The 17,529-nt window shown below is 66.6% G+C and carries 17 protein-coding genes; 6 read left to right on the top strand and 11 right to left on the bottom strand.

The window, feature by feature from the left end; all coding sequences use genetic code 11:
- Window positions 1-23: 23 nt before the first annotated feature.
- Both secB and IB235_RS14920 read right to left on the bottom strand, forming a co-directional pair.
- A complete protein-coding gene (secB, locus tag IB235_RS14925) occupies window positions 24-536 on the bottom strand; it encodes a protein-export chaperone SecB (RefSeq protein ID WP_155039095.1) in 513 nt (170 codons plus the stop codon).
- Window positions 537-585: 49 nt separating this feature from the next.
- Window positions 586-1,146, bottom strand: a complete 561-nt coding sequence (locus IB235_RS14920) for an FxsA family protein (RefSeq protein WP_155039096.1) — start codon at window positions 1,144-1,146, stop codon at window positions 586-588.
- 109 nt (window positions 1,147-1,255) lie between these two features.
- On the opposite strand from IB235_RS14920, the gene IB235_RS14915 reads away from it, so the two are divergent.
- Both IB235_RS14915 and IB235_RS14910 read left to right on the top strand, forming a co-directional pair.
- Window positions 1,256-1,912, top strand: coding sequence for a Tim44/TimA family putative adaptor protein (locus IB235_RS14915; RefSeq protein ID WP_192337370.1), 657 nt, complete (start codon window positions 1,256-1,258; stop codon window positions 1,910-1,912).
- Window positions 1,913-2,512 (top strand): Smr/MutS family protein, encoded by a 600-nt coding sequence (locus tag IB235_RS14910; RefSeq protein WP_192337369.1) that lies wholly within the window; start codon window positions 1,913-1,915, stop codon window positions 2,510-2,512.
- A 30-nt stretch (window positions 2,513-2,542) separates the two neighbouring features.
- Here the strand turns inward: IB235_RS14910 and IB235_RS14905 are convergent, their stop codons facing one another.
- The 3 genes from IB235_RS14905 to hslV all read right to left on the bottom strand — a co-directional run bounded on the left by IB235_RS14905 (window position 2,543) and on the right by hslV (window position 4,728).
- The gene (locus IB235_RS14905; protein WP_370576900.1) at window positions 2,543-2,734 is read right to left on the bottom strand and encodes a PLD nuclease N-terminal domain-containing protein; all 192 of its coding nucleotides are present in this window, start codon (window positions 2,732-2,734) and stop codon (window positions 2,543-2,545) included.
- Window positions 2,735-2,777: 43 nt separating this feature from the next.
- On the bottom strand, window positions 2,778-4,082 hold the full coding sequence (gene hslU, locus IB235_RS14900; RefSeq protein WP_155039100.1) for an ATP-dependent protease ATPase subunit HslU: 1,305 nt from the start codon (window positions 4,080-4,082) through the stop codon (window positions 2,778-2,780).
- A 91-nt stretch (window positions 4,083-4,173) separates the two neighbouring features.
- Window positions 4,174-4,728, bottom strand: a complete 555-nt coding sequence (hslV, locus tag IB235_RS14895) for an ATP-dependent protease subunit HslV (protein WP_155039101.1) — start codon at window positions 4,726-4,728, stop codon at window positions 4,174-4,176.
- An 83-nt stretch (window positions 4,729-4,811) separates the two neighbouring features.
- Here hslV and IB235_RS14890 point away from each other — a divergent pair, with 83 nt between their 5' ends.
- The gene (locus tag IB235_RS14890; protein WP_192337368.1) at window positions 4,812-5,714 is read left to right on the top strand and encodes a hypothetical protein; all 903 of its coding nucleotides are present in this window, start codon (window positions 4,812-4,814) and stop codon (window positions 5,712-5,714) included.
- A 35-nt stretch (window positions 5,715-5,749) separates the two neighbouring features.
- On the opposite strand, the gene trxA is transcribed toward IB235_RS14890, so the two are convergent.
- Genes trxA through dapB form a run of 6 tightly spaced genes read right to left on the bottom strand, consistent with a single transcriptional unit; the run spans window position 5,750 to window position 15,380 of the window.
- Window positions 5,750-6,070, bottom strand: a complete 321-nt coding sequence (trxA, locus tag IB235_RS14885; protein ID WP_155039103.1) for a thioredoxin — start codon at window positions 6,068-6,070, stop codon at window positions 5,750-5,752.
- A gap of 52 nt (window positions 6,071-6,122) precedes the next feature.
- Complete coding sequence (addA, locus tag IB235_RS14880; protein ID WP_192337367.1) at window positions 6,123-9,515, bottom strand: double-strand break repair helicase AddA; 3,393 nt, start codon at window positions 9,513-9,515, stop codon at window positions 6,123-6,125.
- Complete coding sequence (gene addB / locus IB235_RS14875; RefSeq protein WP_192337366.1) at window positions 9,508-12,447, bottom strand: double-strand break repair protein AddB; 2,940 nt, start codon at window positions 12,445-12,447, stop codon at window positions 9,508-9,510. The genes addA and addB overlap by 8 nt, the downstream gene beginning before the upstream one ends.
- The gene (locus tag IB235_RS14870; protein ID WP_192337365.1) at window positions 12,440-13,111 is read right to left on the bottom strand and encodes a nucleotidyltransferase family protein; all 672 of its coding nucleotides are present in this window, start codon (window positions 13,109-13,111) and stop codon (window positions 12,440-12,442) included. The genes addB and IB235_RS14870 overlap by 8 nt, the downstream gene beginning before the upstream one ends.
- Entirely contained in the window at window positions 13,108-14,526 is a 1,419-nt protein-coding gene (tsaE, locus tag IB235_RS14865; protein ID WP_192337364.1) for a tRNA (adenosine(37)-N6)-threonylcarbamoyltransferase complex ATPase subunit type 1 TsaE, read from the bottom strand. Before tsaE ends, IB235_RS14870 begins: the two co-directional genes overlap by 4 nt.
- Window positions 14,527-14,573: 47 nt before the next feature.
- On the bottom strand, window positions 14,574-15,380 hold the full coding sequence (gene dapB, locus IB235_RS14860) for a 4-hydroxy-tetrahydrodipicolinate reductase (protein WP_155039108.1): 807 nt from the start codon (window positions 15,378-15,380) through the stop codon (window positions 14,574-14,576).
- Between the two features lie 69 nt (window positions 15,381-15,449).
- On the opposite strand from dapB, the gene rbfA reads away from it, so the two are divergent.
- The 3 genes from rbfA to truB are packed head-to-tail and all read left to right on the top strand — an operon-like array spanning window position 15,450 to window position 17,515.
- Window positions 15,450-15,869, top strand: a complete 420-nt coding sequence (rbfA, locus tag IB235_RS14855; RefSeq protein ID WP_155039109.1) for a 30S ribosome-binding factor RbfA — start codon at window positions 15,450-15,452, stop codon at window positions 15,867-15,869.
- Window positions 15,859-16,617: a phosphodiester glycosidase family protein gene (locus IB235_RS14850; protein WP_192337363.1), complete on the top strand. Its 759-nt coding sequence runs from the start codon at window positions 15,859-15,861 to the stop codon at window positions 16,615-16,617. Before rbfA ends, IB235_RS14850 begins: the two co-directional genes overlap by 11 nt.
- A 1-nt stretch (window position 16,618) precedes the next feature.
- Complete coding sequence (gene truB, locus IB235_RS14845) at window positions 16,619-17,515, top strand: tRNA pseudouridine(55) synthase TruB (protein WP_192337362.1); 897 nt, start codon at window positions 16,619-16,621, stop codon at window positions 17,513-17,515.
- The last annotated feature ends 14 nt before the right edge of the window (window positions 17,516-17,529 follow it).

The following is a 17,529-nucleotide window of genomic DNA, read 5'->3' as shown; positions in this document are numbered from 1 at the left end:
GCCGAAATACTAAGTCACGCTGATCAGGACAGCGGCTGGTCGGCCGGACGCTCGGCCTGAACCCGACGCGAGATTTCCTGACGGTACAGCGCCACGAAATCGACCGGGTCCATATTGAAGGTCGGGAAGCCGCCATCGCGGGTCATGTCCGAAATGATGCGGCGCACGAAGGGGAACAGCATACGCGGGCATTCGATCATCAGGAACGGGTGCAGTTGTTCCTCGGGCACACCCTCGACGTGGAAGATGCCGCCGTAATCCAGCTCGCACAAGAAGATCGGCGATTTGTCCGCCGCATTAACGGACTGGACGCGGAACTTGCTGATGACCTCGTACTGGTGCTCGGTCGTGCGCTTGCGGGCATCAAGGCTGACCTGGACGCTGATCTCGGGCTGGACCTCGCCCGAGGGCAGGCCCTTCTGCGCGACGGCATTCTCGAACGAGAGGTCACGGATATACTGGGTCAGGATCTGCATGCGGACGGCGGGCTGGGTGCCGGCCGGCGCTGCGGCTCCGTTGGTGGTTTCGTCGCTCATTGGGGTCTCCCTGTCATCCGAAGGGTTCTAGCACCCTCGCGGATGACGCTCAATGCCGGGTCCAGCCCGAGCTGCCGGGTCGTGGCCCGCCTGCCGGACGATCATCGGTCAGCCCTTCGCGCACCGGGGCGGGCGGGTCATCCTGCACGGAATATTCGCCGTCGATCACCCCATCGCGGGAATTGCCGCGACGCCCGAAACCCGAAGGGAAATCGCCCATCACGTCGGCCTCGCGCCCCGGATAGCCAAAGCCCACGCCGGATACGCGGACCTTGCGGCCCATCCAGCGCATCACCAGGCTGCGCACCGCCGGGATCAGCAGCAGCACGCCCACCGCGCTGGTAAACAGGCCCGGAATCACCATCAGTGCCCCCGCCACCATGATCAGCGCCCCATGCGCCATCGGCGCGGACGGGTCGCGGAATTCCTGCATCGCACGTTGCACATCCAGCATCGCCAGCGCACCCTGACGGCGCATGACGGCGACGCCCGCAACTGCGGACAGCAGGACCAGAAGGATCGTCGGCAGGACACCGATCGCACCGCCAACCTGAATGAACAGCGCGATCTCGACGATCGGCAGGATGACGAATGGCAATAGCAGCCACATGGGCGCACCTTTCACTTTTGACTTCCACAGGCGGCAAACTGGACTTGCACCGCCCTGCATCCTACATAGGTATCAAGCGCCCGCTCCGAAAGCTCCTCAAGGACCGTTGATGTCGAACCCAATGCTGCAACTTCTTGTTCTTGCCGCGATCGCGATTTTCCTGATCCTCCGCCTCCGGGGGGTTCTTGGCACGCGTGACGGGTTCGAAGCCCCCCGCGTCCCCGAGGAACGTCCGGCCCCCCGCCGCTTCGACGTGATCGACGGCACCGCCGATACCCCGGACACCGATATCAACGATCACGCCGAGCCGGGTAGCGCCAATGCCCGCGCCCTTGCCGCGATGAAACAGGTCGAGCCCGACTTCCAGGTCGGCCCGTTCCTGTCCGGTGCGAAAGCCGCCTATGAGATGATCCTGATGAGCTTCGAACGTGGCGATATCAGCGATGTCCGCGCCTTCCTCGCGCCGCCGGTGGCCGAGGCCTTCGAATCCGTGATCGCCGACCGCAAGGCCCGCGGCCTGACCACCGAGGCGCAATTCCTTGGCACGCGCGAAACCGCGCTCGCCGCGGCGGAATTCAACCCGGCCACCCGTCAGGCCGAGATCTCGGTGCGCTTCGTCGGCGAAATGATCGTGGCCACCCGCGATGCCGCCGGCAATGTCGTCGAGGGCGATCCCAAAGCCTCGCGCAAGCAGCGCGACACTTGGACCTTTGCCCGTCAGATGGGGTCGAACGACCCGAACTGGCAGCTTGTCGCCACGGCGTAAATGGCGCGGCGCAGGGGCCTGACGGCCGACGAACAGGCCCTCTGGTCCCGCATTGCCCAGACGACGGTCCCGATCCATCCGTCCCGCAGGACCAAGCTGGAACCGCTGGAGCCCCCAAAGGCCCCGGCGGTGAAATCACATTCGCCCGAACCCGAGCCGCTACCCGTTGATTTCCGCATCGGGGCTAAGCCGCTGGGGAAATCCTCGACCCGGATCGAACTCTCCCCCCATCCCGGCAAGGCGCTGCGCGACAAGCCGGTGCGGATGGATCACAAGACCCATCGCCGGATGAATCAGGGCAAGCTTGTCCCCGAGGCGCGGATCGACCTGCATGGCATGACCCTCAGCGTCGCCCAGCCACAGCTGCTGCGCTTCATCCTGAACGCCCATGCCGACGGGCGCAGGCTGGTGCTGGTCATCACCGGCAAGGGCCGCGAGGGTGGCCCGGACGCGCCACTGCCGGTCCGCCCCGGCGCTTTGCGCCACAACGTGCCGTTATGGCTGCAAATGGCGCCGCTGAACCAGCTGGTGCTGCAGGTCAGTCACGCCCATCGCCGTCATGGTGGCGAAGGGGCCTATTACGTCTACCTGCGGCGCTGAATGCGAAAAGGCGGCCCGAGGGCCGCCTTGTCATGCGCTGTAATTCGGCTTCGGTCCCGCAAACCACCAGATGATCAGTCCCAGAACCGGCAGGAAGGCGACCAGCGCAATCCACAGGATCTTGGTCGATGTCTCGGCATTGGAATTGATGATCATGGCGATCGCCCAGACATCGAGGGCAAAGATGATCAGTCCGATGATAAACTTCATGAAGCTCCCCAAGGTTGCTGCAGTTCTTCAACCACAGCAGCCCCCGGGGGTTCCATCACAGCACGTAGCGCGACAGATCGGTCGAACGCGACAGGTCGCCCAGATGCTTCTCGACAAAGGCTTCGTCCACGGTCACGCTTTCGCCCGAACGGTCGGGGGCGCTGAAGGACAGCTCCTCAAAGACCCGCTCGATCACGGTATAAAGCCGCCGCGCACCGATATTCTCGACCGAGCCGTTGACCTCGGCCGCGATCCGCGCCAGCGCCCGGATGCCGGTCTCGGTGAACTCAACCACCACGCCTTCGGTCGCCATCAGCGCGGTGTATTGGCGCGTCAGGGCGTTGTCAGTCTCGGTCAGGATGCGGACGAAATCCTCCTCGGTCAGCGGGCGCAACTCGACCCGGATCGGCAGGCGACCCTGAAGCTCTGGCAGCAGGTCCGAAGGCTTGGCGATGTGAAAGGCACCGCTGGCGATGAACAGGATATGGTCGGTCTTGACCGGGCCATATTTGGTCGAAACGGTCGTGCCCTCGATCAGCGGCAGCAGGTCGCGCTGCACACCTTCACGTGAAACGTCGCCGCCACGGGCATCGGTGCGCGCCGCGACCTTGTCGATCTCGTCGATGAAGACGATGCCGTTTTCCTGCACCGATTCAAGCGCCGCCGCCTTGACGGCCTCATCATCCAGCAGCTTGTCAGCCTCTTCGGCGATCAGCAGGTCATAGCTTTCCTTGACACTGACCTTGCGCCGCACGCGACGCCCGCCAAAGGCCTTCATCAGGCCCGACAGATCCATCATCCCGCCCATGGCACCGGGCTGGCCGGGAACATCCATCATGCCCAGCGGATTGGAGTTGTCCTGCAGCTCCAGCTCGATGATCGTGTCGTCCAGCTCACCGCGCTTCAGCTTGTCGCGGAACATCGCCTGCGTCTGCTCGCGCGCGCCATCGCCCGCAAGGGCCGCGACGACGCGATCCTCGGCCGACTTATGCGCCTTGGCCTTGACCTCTTCGCGCATGCGCTCACGGGTCTCGATGATCGCGGCATCGGCCAGATCGCGGATGATCTGCTCGACATCGCGGCCGACATAGCCGACCTCGGTGAACTTCGTCGCCTCGACCTTCAGGAAAGGCGCACGGGCCAGTTTGGCCAGACGGCGGCTGATCTCAGTCTTGCCGACGCCGGTCGGCCCGATCATCAGGATGTTCTTCGGATAGACCTCGTCACGCAGGTCGTCGCCCAGCTGGCGACGACGCCAGCGGTTGCGCAGGGCGACGGCGACGGCGCGCTTGGCCTCTTTCTGGCCGATGATGAAGCGATCAAGCTCGGACACGATCTCGCGCGGCGTCAAATCACTCATGTTGAACCTTTCTTCATGCTGGAAACGGGATTGAATTCACCGTTTCCGAAATACCCCGGGGGGGTCCGAAGGACGGGGGCAGAGCCCCCCTTCAGCCCAAAATCTCGACGGTCAGGTTGCCGTTCGTATAGACGCAGATATCGGCGGCGATCTTCATCGCTGCCCGCGCCACGCCCTCGGCATCCAGATCGCTGGCCATCAGGCCACGCGCCGCAGCCAGCGCGAAATTCCCGCCCGAGCCGATCGCCGCCACGTCATGTTCCGGCTCCAGCACGTCGCCCGCGCCGGTCACGACAAATATTTCCTTGCCGTCGGTCACGATCAGCATGGCTTCCAGATTGCGCAGGTACTTGTCCATGCGCCAGTCCTTGGCCAGATCGACGCAGGCCCGCGCCAGCTGACCCGGTGCGCTTTCCAGCTTCTTCTCCAGCCGCTCCAGCAGCGTAAAGGCATCGGCGGTCGATCCGGCAAAGCCCACCACCACGTCATGGCCGCCGGGCGTCAGGCGACGCACCTTGCGGGCAGTGCCCTTCATCACGGTCGGGCCGACGCTGACCTGACCGTCCCCGGCGACGACGACCTTGCCGCCGCGCCGCACCGCAAGGATCGTGGTGCCGTGCCAGCCGGGAAATTTCTCATCGGACATGCGTATTCTCCGCTTTGGTCTGCGGCTCAGATATGAGGCGTCGGGGGCTTTCGCAACCCGAGCCTGACCGCTAGCCTGCCCTTATGAGCAACACGACCACCCTGCGCGTCTATCTGGAAGCCCCGATGTTGAAAACGGCGGTGGACGGGACGTTCAACTTCATGAACGTGCTGAAAGCGACCGTCGAGGGCGCGGGCTGGCGCGTCGAATGGCACGAGGCCAGCGAACACGCACGGCTGCGCGCTGCCGATCTGGACGGTTATGCGCTGTTTCACGCGGCCGCGCCGCCCGACGCGCGCTCACTGTCCTTTCGCCGCGCCTATCACTACCCGTTCTGGCAGATCGAGCCGACGCAGCAGCGCTGGCGCTTCGAGGTCGCGCGCAGCGCCTATGATCCCGACAGCATCGACCCGACCGAGGCCCGCGACTTCGCCAACCGGTTGCGCGCGCGCGTCCTGCCCGGCCCGCCACCACGGCGCGACGGTCCGATCCTTGTGCCGCTGCAGGTCCATATCCGCCGCTGCCGCGGCTTTCAGACCATGAGCCCGCTCGACATGGTCGAGGCGGTGGCCCGAACCGGCAGGCACGCCATCGTCACGCTGCATCCCGGCCATCACTACGATCCGGGCGACATGGACGCGCTGCACACGCTGCTGCGCCACCACCCCAACCTGAAATTCGCGCCGCGTACCGCGCCGGTGCTGCGCGACTGCAGCCTTGTCGCAACCCAGAACAGTGCCGTGGCCTTTGACGGCCTGCTGCTGGGCAAGCCGGCGGTGCTGTTTGCGCAGATCGACTTTCATCATATCGGACTGAGCGTCGCCGAACTGGGCGCATCCGAGGCGCTGGCGCGGGCCGAAACCTTCGCCCCCGATTTCGACAAGTATGTCTATTGGTTCCTGCAGAAGAAATCGATCAACGCGACGCTGCCCGATGCCGGCGAGCGCATCCTTGCTGCAATGAGAAGGGGCGGCTGGCCGATCTGACCTGCCGCCCCCGAATTTCCAGCTGAACGATCAGCTTAGATTGCGTCGTCGATCCAGGCCTTCAGCGCGGCCTTGGGCGCGGCGCCGATCTTGTTCGAGACGACCTCGCCATCCTTGAACAAGAACAGCGCCGGGATGCCACGCACGCCAAGGGCGGCCGGGCTTTCCGGGTTTTCGTCGACATTGACCTTCACGATCTTGACCTTGCCGTCATATTCGGCGGCAAGCTCTTCCAGCGCCGGGCCGATCTGGCGGCAGGGGCCACACCATTCGGCCCAGAAATCGACCACGACCGGGGTCGCGGACTGGCGGACTTCGGTATCGAACTCGGCGTCGGAAACGGCTTGGGTGGCCATTGAAATCTCCTCGATGCGCCGGCAACGGGCCGGCTGGGCTGTCCTGCAAGAGCTAGGGATGGGACCGGGCAGGGTCAAGACCCGCCAACACCTCGTCCAGCAACCCGCCGGGCAGGGCCGTCAGGCTGCGCGTCGCGGTCCACAGCACCGCCGTCTCGACCGGCAGATCCGGCCACAGCTGCCGCAAGGCCGCGCGATAGGCCGCCATCTGGCGCAAGATGCCCAAGGGCGTGGCTTCGGGCGTCGCCGGAACATCGCGGTTCGACTTGTAATCGACGGCCAGAATACGGTCGCCGGTGACCACCAGCCGGTCGATCTTGCCATAAAGCATTCCGATTCCCGGCAGCGGCGCGGACAGCGCCAGTTCCTGCAGCACCTCGGCCCCTTCGGGCAGGTCAAAAACCTCGGACAAAGCGGGTGCGGTCAGGACCTCATGCGCCTCGTCGAGCAGGCCTGCCAGCGCGGCGGGTTCGGGCAGGCCACCTTCGGCATCGGCCAGAACGTCGCGGGCGATACCCGGCCATTCGGCAGGGTCGCGGCCCGGCAGATGTTCCAGCAGCAGATGCAGGCGTGTGCCAAACAGCATCGCGGCCTCGGCGTCGCCTTCGCCCGCACCCGCCATGACCTTGGCCCCGCCCAAGGCGGTCGCGGCCACGGGGCGTCGTTTTTCGGGCATCGGCGGAGGTGCCGCACGCAACCAATCCGGCGCGGCGACGGGTGGTTTTTCGATATAGACGGTCTGGGGCGCCTCGGTCGGCCAGTCGCCAAAGGCCAATCGCCGGATCTCTCCGCCGCCGGGCATGGGCACGCGGCTTTCGGTCAGGTCCGAACGGCCAAATCCCGCCTCGACCAGACTGTGCCAGCTATCCTCGGCCATGCCGGTTTCGCCCGCAGCGGCAAGGATCAGCCAGCTTTCAGCGCGAGTCAGGCCGACATAAAGCAGGCGTTTGCGTTCTTGCAGCTGGCGTTCCGTCTGATCGGTGGCCAGTGCCTCGATGGTTTCGGGCCGCTCGCCCTTCCTGCCGCGCCACAGGGCCAGACCACCGGGCAGGGTCAGCACCTGCCCCTCGCGCGGGGGGCGGCGTTTCGATGCGTCAGGCATGATGACGATGGGGCTTTCAAGGCCTTTCGAGCCATGCACCGTCATCACCCGGATCAACCCATCGCCATGTTCGCCGGCCGAGCCGGGCTGACGCTTGACCTCGACATCATCAGCGGTCAGCCAGACAAGGAAACCGGTCAGCGACGGGGTTTCGCTGGATTCGTAGCTGAGCGCCTGCGACAGCAATTCGTCGATGCCATCCTCGGCCTCGGGGCCAAGTCGGGCCACCAGACGTTCGCGCGCACCGTGCCGGACCAGCAGGCGCGAGATCAGGTCGTAGGGGCGCATGAACCCGGTCTGGCCCATCAGGTCGGACAGCAGTTCGACCGCGTGGCGATGGTCGGAATCGCGCAGACGCCGCCACAGGAATTCACGTTTCATCCGGCCATGGGCAAGGCGGTAAAGCTGCTCCTCGCTCAGGCCGAATATCGGCGAACGCAGCGCGGCGGCCAGCGACAGGTCGTCTTCGGGCGTGGCAAGGACTGACAGCACGGCGCGGATGTCGCGCACGGCCATTTCACCCGCCAGCTTCAGTCGGTCAGCGCCCGCGACGGGCAGGTTCACGGATTTCAGCGCCGCGATGATTTCCGCAAACAGGTCCGAACGGCGCTGGACAAGGATCAGCACATCGCCCGCGCGGACCCGGCGCACCTTGCCGCTTTTCGCGTCGAAAATCGGCGTGCCCAGAATATCGCGGATGCCACGGGCGATGGCGCGGGCCAGTTGAGTGGTCTCCGAGTTTTCGGCGGGCTGATCGACCGGATCGGTCCATTCGCCGGGTTCGGGTTTATCGGGCTTCGGGATCGCGGGCCACAGGTCGACGCGGCCCGGCATGTCGGTCCGAAAGGCGCGGTGCTGCGGAGGATCGCCCAGACCTTTTGCGGCATCGCCCGCAAAAACCTGATCGACCAGCGACAGGATCGCGGTCGAGGAACGGAAGGAATGGCGCAGCTCCAGCACCTGCATCGGATTTTCGACGGCGGCGAAGGCCTCGGCGAAGCCCGCGCGGCGGGCCTCGAATACGGCGATGTCGGCACCCTGAAAGGAATAGATCGACTGTTTCGGATCGCCCACGACGAACAGGCTGCGCGAACCGGCCTCGCGCGCGCCCTGACCCGAGGTGAATTCATCGGTCAGTCGCTCAATCACCTGCCATTGCGCCGGGCTGGTATCTTGTGCCTCATCGACAAGGATATGGTCGATGCCGCCATCCAGTCGGAACAGCACCCATTGCGCCATGCTGTTTTCCGACAGCAACCGCGCAGTGCGGTCGATCAGGTCGTCGAAATCCAGATAGCCCTGCGCCGATTTCTGCGCCCGGTAGCGCGTCAGAAAGGCATGGGCGAAGCGGTGCAGGGACAGGCTCCGCTCGGCCAGCGCCAGGGCCAGACGGCGCGGGCGGGCCTCGTGCACGCGCTCCATCAGCACGGCCAGATCGTCGATCAGTTCAGCACAGGAGCCCTGCCGCAGCGCCTTGGTCGGGAAGCTGTCATATTTGGGTGAGAAGGGTTCCTTCGCGCCCGCGCCGGTCAGCAGCACGGATTCAAGGGTCTGAAGCTCGGCAAGGCCGGGCTGGGTCCAGAGGCCCGGTTGCAGCTTGGCCGCGGCCTTCTGGTCGTTCACACCGCCCTTGAGCAGATGCGGGACCAGCGCGGGAATGACCAGCGCGCCATCCGCGAAGGTGCGCGCCAGAAGCGAGGCCAGATCCTCACCCGCGTCCAGTTCGCAGGCCTCCCACAGCAGGTCCCGGTCTGCGGGGGCCTCGAACCCCCGCAGACCGGACAGGAAAGCGTCGAGGTTTTCGCCAGATTGCAGCACCAGCAGATCTGAAAGCTCGGGCGCGTCCTCACGCACCATGTCCTCGATGATCTCGGACCGGATCAGTGCGGCGCTGCGGTCGTCAAGTTCGGTGAAGCCATGCGGCACACCGGCCTCGATCGGGAAGCGGCGCAGCACGCCGCCGCAGAAGCTGTGGATGGTCTGGACCTTGAGCCCGCCCGGCGTTTCGATGGCGCGGGCGAACAGGCGGCGCGCGGCAGGTAGGTCCGGGGCGCGATCCTCGCCCAGCCGGGCCAGTTCCTCGCGCAGCTTGTCCTCGGGGAGCATCGCCCATTTGCCCAGTCGCGCCAGCAGGCGGTTCTGCATCTCGGTCGCCGCAGCCTTGGTATAGGTCAGGCACAGGATCTTTTCCGGCGCGGTCCCGGCCAGAAGCAGCCGCGCCACCCGATCGGTCAGCACCCGCGTCTTGCCCGAACCGGCATTGGCCGTCAGCCAGGTCGAGCGCAGCGGGTCCGCCGCCCGCACCTGCGCCAAGGTGGCCTCGTCGAAATGCATCCTAGTCATGGTCGAAACTTTCGGACTGCGCGGGCTCGGTCGTGTCCCATTCGCCATGGCGCGACAGGTGGTCGTAATCGCTGGCGTGATCTGTGCGTTCCATCGCAAGGCGCGCGGTAAAGCCGCGCTCGCCGCGCAGATAAAGGCCGATCAATGCCACGAAGCCCGCCCATGTTTCCTGCGCAAAGCCGGGGCCAAAGCTGCGGGTCTCGGTTTTCCCCTCACCGCCAAGCTGGATATAGCTGATGCCGTCGACATCAGCCCGGCCTAGGCAGTCGAAGGCGCCCTGTTCGACCATCGCCGCCTCAAGCGGGAGCTGCTTGTCGAAATGCGCGATCTGGGCATCGGTCGGTGGCTTGCCGGACTTGTAGTCATAGACATGCACGCGGCCGTCATTCAGCAGGTCCAGCCGGTCGGGCTTGGCGATCAGGCGGAAATCCGTTCCCGGCACCGAAAGCTGGGCGAAGCTTTCGACCACGGTGGGCTTGCCCTGGGTCAGGCGATGCGCCTCATCCGCGACCAGCCGGTCGGCAATGCCTGCGATTCGCGCGCGCCAGAACAGCCGGGCCGAGGGCCAGGGCACCTCGGCGTTCAGCACCGCGTCGGTGATCTCAAGCAGACGGTCCTTCATCGCGGCGGGCGTTTCCGGCAGATCGGGCAGGGTGGCCAGAAAACGGTCCATGATCGCGTGCAGCACATTCCCGCGTTCGGCGGCATCGGGTTCCGGGCGCAGCGGGTCCAGCGCACGCAGACCCAGCACGCGGCGGGCATAGATCGCATAGGGGTCGCGGATCAGGGTGCGGACCTCGGTCACCGACATCTGCTTCAGCGCGGGCGCGGGAGGAACGGGCGAAGGGCGGCGCGCGGGCGTCAGACGGTGGCGCGGTTGGGCCTGAAGCCCGGCCAGATCCAGCCAGCGTTGGCCGCGTTCGCGCATCTCGCGCAGCGCCTGCGGGCCATCTTGGGCGGGCAGGCCGCCCAACAGGTTCACCAGCCGGTTCAGCCAGCGCGAGGGGATGGTCTCGGCCTCGGCATCGCGATGGGCGCGGGTCAGGATCACCTGCGCGGCCCCGACCGCCTGCTGGAAGTCATGCGCGGCCAATCCGACGCGACGCTCGGGCAGGGTCAGTCCGGCCGACAATCGCATGGGGCGCGACAGCCACGGATCGGGCGGCAATGCCTGCGGCCAGCCGCCTTCGTTCAACCCAGCGAGGATGACCAGTCCGGCCGCCTCGCCGACAGCCTCGGTCCGGGCCTCGCGCGGGCCACGGAATCGGACCAAGGGATGCGAGGCCACGTCCTGCCGCACCGCCTGCCCCTGCAATTCATCGTAAAGCAGGTCGCGGAATTCGCCGGGCCGCAGGGCATGGCCCAGATGCGCATGCGCCGCCAGATGGTCCAGCACGCCCTTGGCCAGCCCACCCGAGGCCTTGGCCCACAGTTCCGACGCATCGGCGCTGCCATTCGGACCGGCCGCCAGATCCTCGGCCAGATGGCGCAGATCGGCCAGCCGCTGCGCCATCGGACGCGGGCCGCGATCAAGGGCCAAGGGCACGATCCGGTCCAGCAGACCAGCCAGCCACAAGGCCCAGGGCTTGCTGCGTTCATCGCCGCGATCAGCCCAGTCACGCAGCGCCGCGCCATCCGGGAAGGCCGGACCATGCTTGCGCAGGTCCAGTTCAAGATCGCGGGTATGGCGCAGATGCTCGCGCCGGTAATCGCCGCCAAGGCCAGTCGCCATGACCGGGTGTTTCAGCAGCGTCAGCAAACCGTCGATCATCAGATCGGCCCCGAACAGGTCCGCGACATGGCGCAGGAACAGGCCGGGCGCCGTCAGCGGCAGGGGCTGACCGGCGGAATCGTCAGGGATGATCGCCCAGCGATCCAGCGCCGATTGCACGCGGCGGGTCAGCATCCGGTCGGCGGCGATCAGGGTCACCGGCTGGCCGCGCTCTACCGCGTCGCGAATGACCAGTGCCACGGCCTCGGCCTCTTGGCCCGGTTGCTCGGCTTCGATCAGTGTCAGGTTTTGCGTGGCCGGGATCAGCGCGCCAAGTCGGGGACCTTCCTCGATCCATTGGTCGGTCACCGGCGCGGGCCGTAGCGCCAGCGAGATCAGGCGGTTGCGCAAGGGATCGGGGGCGGTGCCGGTGATCCAGTCACGGGGCATGCCGAATTCGGATACAAAGGGCGCATAGCGGGCCTGCGGGTGATCCTCGGCCCGCGCGTCCAACCCGTCCCAGACCGCCTGCGGCATGTCGGGATCATAGCCCGGCAGCACCACCGCGCCCATCGGCAAGCGGGCGACCGCGCGCATGAAATTCCGCGTCGCGCCATGCGATCCGGTCGAGCCCGCGATGACCACCGGGCCTTGGGGCAGGTTCTCGCCCCGCGCCCAATCCGCGGCCAATTCCTCGGCGGCGACACGCTGGCGGGATTCGCGGTCCTGTGGCGGGTCGGACAGATAATAGGCGGCAGCGATCTTCAGAAAGGCCAGCGCCCGGCCCCAATGCTGGGCGTGATCGCCGGCGTCGATCCGGTCCAGCGCCTGCGCGTCCAACCCCTCAAGCTGCATCTCGGCCATCAGCCCCGCCAGCGAGGCCGCAAGCTCGGGCACCGATTGCCCCTGCGCCAGATCGGGCTGGGCGCGCAGGGCCGCGTCGATCAACCGACCCAGTTCAAGGCGACGGGCAAGCGGCGCGGTGGCAGAGCCGCCTCCGATATCCGCGATCAGCCGCAATTGCGGCAGGATGATCGGCCCACGCCAGATCAGCGCATCGCGCAAGGCTTGCAGCGACTGGCCCGAGTTCGCGAACACCGTCACCCGCGCCATGTCCTGCGGCGGGCGACCCCGCATCCTTGCGATCAGTCCCTCGGCGAATGCCCCCGGAAAATCCGCGCCGCAAGGCAGGGCAAAGACGCCATTCTGCCAGTCAGCCATTCAGCAGGGCCTCGGCCAGCGGGATGCAGTCGGGGCGGCCCACATCGCACCATTCGCCATCATGGATCAGGCCATGCGCCCGGCCACCCGCGATCAGCAGATCCCACAGCCGGTTCAACGAGAAGATATCCTCGGGGATCTCGGCCAGCCGGTCGGGGCGGATGATCTGCACGCCGCCATAGACCAGATCGCCGCGTCGGATCAGGCGACCCGCCGGATCAAGACTGAAGTCCCCAGCCCCCTGCCGCCCATGCGTATGGGCCAGCGGCACCAGCATCAGCAGCGCGTCCATGCCGTCGTCCCATGCATCCAGCAGCGCGCGGACCGGATTTGTGCCGGTCCAGACCACATCCGGGTTCATGGTGATGACCGGGCCCGTCCCCAGCAGCGGCAGCGCCTTGCGCAACCCGCCACCGGTTTCCAGCAGCAGATCGGCCTCGTCCGAGATGGCAATGGCACGTCCGTTGACATGGTGCCGGATCTGGCTGCCCAGATGATGGGTGTTCAGGACGACGGGACCGGTCCCGGCCTGCCCGGCCAGGGTCAGCGCGCGGTCCAGCAGCGTCTGGCCGCCGACCTCGATCAGCGGTTTCGGCGTCACATCGGTCAGGGGCGCCATGCGCGTGCCCTTGCCGGCGGCAAAGATCATCAGGGGCAGGCTCATCCGCGGGCGATCCTTTCGATCACGTCGGGGGAGGGTTCGGGAATCCCGTCCAGCGCAGCGGCCAGCGGTGCCAGCGCCGGATGGGCCAGATCGCGACGGATCGCGGCCCAGACCCGTGGCATGAAGGCCAGATAGCGCGGCTTGCCGTCGCGCTGCGCCAAACGGGTAAAGATGCCCATAATGCGCAGACCTCGCTGCGCGCCCAGCAGCGCATAGGCGGCGCGGAAGCGGTCGGCATCGACCCCTGTCGCGGCGATATAGCGAGCAATCTGGGCTTCCTCGATCGCCGGGTCCACGTCGCGGCGCGCGTCCTGCAACCCCGAGACAAGGTCATAGGCCGGATGCACTGCAACCGCGTCCTGAAAATCCAGCACGCCCAAGGGGGCCTCGTCGCGCCAGATCAGGTTTTCGGCATGGAAATCGCGCAGGCCAAGGATGGGGGTCACGTCGGCGGCCAGTTCGGCATGCAGCGCCTCGATGGTGCGGGCGACATCAAGGCCCTTGCCGGGCGCACCTGCGGCGGCGGGGTAATGTTCGGCGAACAGCCCGACCTGACGCGCCAGTTCCGGACCGTCCAGCCGCAGCACGAAATCGGGCGGCGCGTGGCGATGCAGATCGACCAACAGATCGGTCATGCGGTCATAGATCCGGGGGGCGAGCTGCGGTTCCGCCGCCAGCACGCGGGCCACCAGATCGTCGCCCAGATCTTCTAGCAGCAACAGCCCCTCCACCTGATCGGCGGCCAGAATCTCGGGCGCATGGAAGTCGCGCGTGCGCAGCCATTGCGTCATCGCGACATATTCGCCGGTCGTGCCGGGGGCGGCATCCATCAGCACCGCGCTGCGCACGCCATCCAGCAGCCGGAAATAGCGCCGGGCCGAGGCATCGCCCGCCAGCGGGATCACCCTGGCCTCGCCCCAGCCGGCGCGATGCAGCAGCCGCGCGATTGCGGGCAGGCGGGCCATGCCTCCCCAGCGTGGCTCGGACCCGGCCAGCGTGATCTGGCGCAGATCGGGGAAATCCGGGATCGGCTCAAGGCCAAGGGTCAGCGGGTCGGGCAGGGGACCGCCATGATCGGGCCATTCGATCAGCACCACGGCCTCGCGCATGGCCTCATCCAGCCCCAGTTCGGCCAGCTCATCGGGATGGGTCAGGCGATACAGGTCGGCATGCCAGATCTCGGTCCCCATCGGGTCGTCATAGGTCTGGACAAGAGTAAAGGTCGGGCTGGGCACGTCCTCGGCCAGATCGCCCTGACGGGCGCGGATGAAGGCGCGGGCGAAATGGGTCTTGCCCGCGCCCACCGCGCCTTCCAGCGCGACCACGTCGCCGGGTTTCAGGACAGCCGCCATGACCCGCGCAAGGCAGGCAGTCAGGTCGGCATCGGCATGTTCAAGCGTGGCGATCAGGGTCATGACACGAAACTAGGGGCAGGCTGCCGGGGCGTCAAAGCCCCAATTCCTTACAAGCCCAGCACATCCGCCATGTCATATTCGCCCGGACCCTTGTCCTGCCCCCACAGGGCCGCCCGCAGCGCGCCCCGGGCAAAGATCGCGCGGTCGGTCGCCAGATGGCGCAACACGACACGTTCACCCGCTGCGGCAAAAATCACGTCATGCTCGCCCACGACATCGCCGCCGCGAATGGCCGCGAAACCGATCGAGCCCTTTTCGCGCGCGCCGGTGATCCCTTCGCGGGCCGGGGTGCGCAGTTCGTCGAGGGTATGGCCACGGCCCTCGGCAGCGGCCTCGCCCAGCATCAGGGCGGTGCCCGAGGGGGCGTCGACCTTGCGATTGTGATGGGCCTCGACGACCTCGACATCCCAATCCTCGCCCAGGGCAGCTGCGACCTTGCGGGTCAGGCCGACCAGCAGGTTGACGCCAAGGCTCATGTTGCCGGCGCGGACGATCGGTGCATGGCGGGCGGCGGCCTTGATCTTGTCCAGATGGTGCTGCTCGAACCCGGTGGTACCGATGACATGGACGGCGCGGGCCTGAGCGGTCAGTTCGGCAAAGCTCACGGTGGCGTCGGGCGTGGTGAAATCGATCACCGCTTGGGCCTTGGCAATCGCCTCGACGGCATCGTCGGTGACGATGATGCCAAGGGGCGCGCCACCCATCGCCTCGCCCAGATCGCGGCCAACCCAAGGGCTGCCTTCGCGCGCGATTGCGCCGACCAGACGGGCCTGATCCGATTCCAGAACGGTGCGGACCAGCATCTGCCCCATGCGGCCCGACACACCCGTGATGACGATTCCCGGTTTTTCCATGTCCATATCCCCGTTTTGGCATGGTCTATCCCGTTGCGGCGCGCGCCGCGACCCCCTACATCTGCGGGCATGGCACAGAACCGCTTTCAATCAGGGTCCGGCCCCACGCAGCGCCAGCTGCGCGTGGGCGAGCTGATCCGCCGCACCCTTTCCGATGTCCTGCTGCGCGCGGACGTCCATGACCCCGACCTGAACCGCCACTCGATCACGGTGGGCGAGGTCCGCACGTCGCCCGACCTCAAGGTCGCGACCGCCTATGTCCTGCCTCTGGGCGGGCATGACGCCGAGGACGCGCTGGTCGCACTTCGCCGCAATCAGGCCGAGCTGCGCCATCTGGTCGCCAAGGCGATGTCGCTAAAATACGCGCCGCAGCTGCGCTTCGTTCTGGACGAGACCTTTGACCGCATGGACGACACCCGTCGCCTGCTGAACGACGAACGCGTCCGCCGCGATGTCGAAAGCGACGACGACGAGACCGATGAAGATTGATCTGAAGCGTCGGCTGGGCCTTGCGCTTGGCGCGCTGATCGCGATGACCCTGCCCGCCGCGGCAGAAGGCATATGCGAAAAGCGTGACTTCGACGGCCAGGGCTATGTCATCTGCACCCTGAATGCCGCGCAGGAGCCGGGCCTGAAGCTGTGGCTGAACGATGCCAATGGCCGCGTGTTGGGCGACTTCTACAGCGTCCGCAAGACCCTTGCCCCCGACGAGGTGCTGGGTTTCGCCATGAACGCGGGCATGTATCACGAGGATTACTCTCCCGTCGGGCTGTATGTCAGCGAGGGCACCAAGGAGCATGACATCGTTACCGCGGGCGGCGGCGGCAATTTCGGCATGCTGCCGAATGGCGTCTTCTGCGCCGGCGGCGACAAGCCCTATCGCGTGATGGAAAGCCGCGCCTTTGCCAAGGCACAGCCGGAATGCCGGCTTGCGACGCAATCGGGGCCGATGCTGGTCATCGACGGCGATCTGCATCCGCGTTTCCTGATCGACAGCGACAGCCGCTATGTCCGGAACGGCGTCGGCGTGTCGCCCGACGGGCAGACGGCGTGGTTCGCGATCTCGGACCGGGCGGTGACCTTCCACGAATTCGGCCGCCTGTTCAGGGACGGCCTTGGCGCGCGCGATGCGCTTTACTTCGACGGCTCGATCTCGCGGCTTTATGCGCCCGAGCTGCGGCGGTCGGATTTCGGCCGCCGTTTGGGGCCGATCATCGGATATACGGGAAAGAACTGACATGGCGCGGAAAAAGGGACGCGAGATCCACGGTTGGCTGATCGTGGACAAGCCCGCAGGCGTGGGCTCGACCGATGTGGTCAGCAAGGTCCGCTGGGCGCTGGACGCCAAGAAGGCGGGCCATGCCGGGACGCTGGACCCGGATGCGACGGGCGTGCTGGCGATCGCGCTGGGAGAGGCCACCAAGACTGTGCCGATCCTGACCGATGCGCTGAAAGCCTATGACTTCACGGTGAACTGGGGCGCGGAAACCAGTTCCGATGACGCCTCGGGCGAGGTGGTAAAAACCAGCGACGCCCGCCCGAACGAGGATGCGATCCGCACGGCACTGCCCGCTTTTGTCGGTGACATCATGCAGGTTCCGCCGCGCGTGTCCGCCGTCCGGGTCGATGGCGCGCGCGCCTATGATCTGGCCCGTGAAGGCGAGGTGGTCGAGCTGGCCGCACGTCCCCTTTGGGTCGAATCGCTGGAACTGCTGGGGGTGACGGCGGATCAGGCGCAGCTGCGCATGGTCTGCGGCAAGGGCGGCTATGTCCGCGCCATTGCCCGCGATCTGGGACGCGCCCTTGGCTGCCTTGGCCATGTCGACCACCTGCGCCGGATCTGGTCGGGTCCGTTCGAGGCGGCGGACGGCATCGCCTTTGACCGCATCGACCGCGCCAATCAGGCCGAGATCGAGGCGGCCCTGCTGCCGATCCAGTCGGCGCTTTCCGACCTGCCCCAGATGCAGGCCACCGAGATCGGCGAGACCCGCATCCTGAACGGCAATCCCGGTCAGGTTCTGGGTCATGCCGAATTCGGCGAGGAAGTCTGGGTCAGCCGCAATGGCCGCGCCCTGTGCATCGGCCGCTATATGGGCGGCGAGGTCCAGCCCAGCCGCGTCTTCAATCTGGGCTGAGCCCTGCCGGAACC

The organism is Paracoccus sp. PAR01, assembly GCF_014851995.1.
Lineage (GTDB): Bacteria > Pseudomonadota > Alphaproteobacteria > Rhodobacterales > Rhodobacteraceae > Paracoccus > Paracoccus litorisediminis.
The sequence above is the reverse complement of the archived record's forward strand: the minus strand, read 5'-3'. Positions and strand labels throughout refer to the sequence as shown.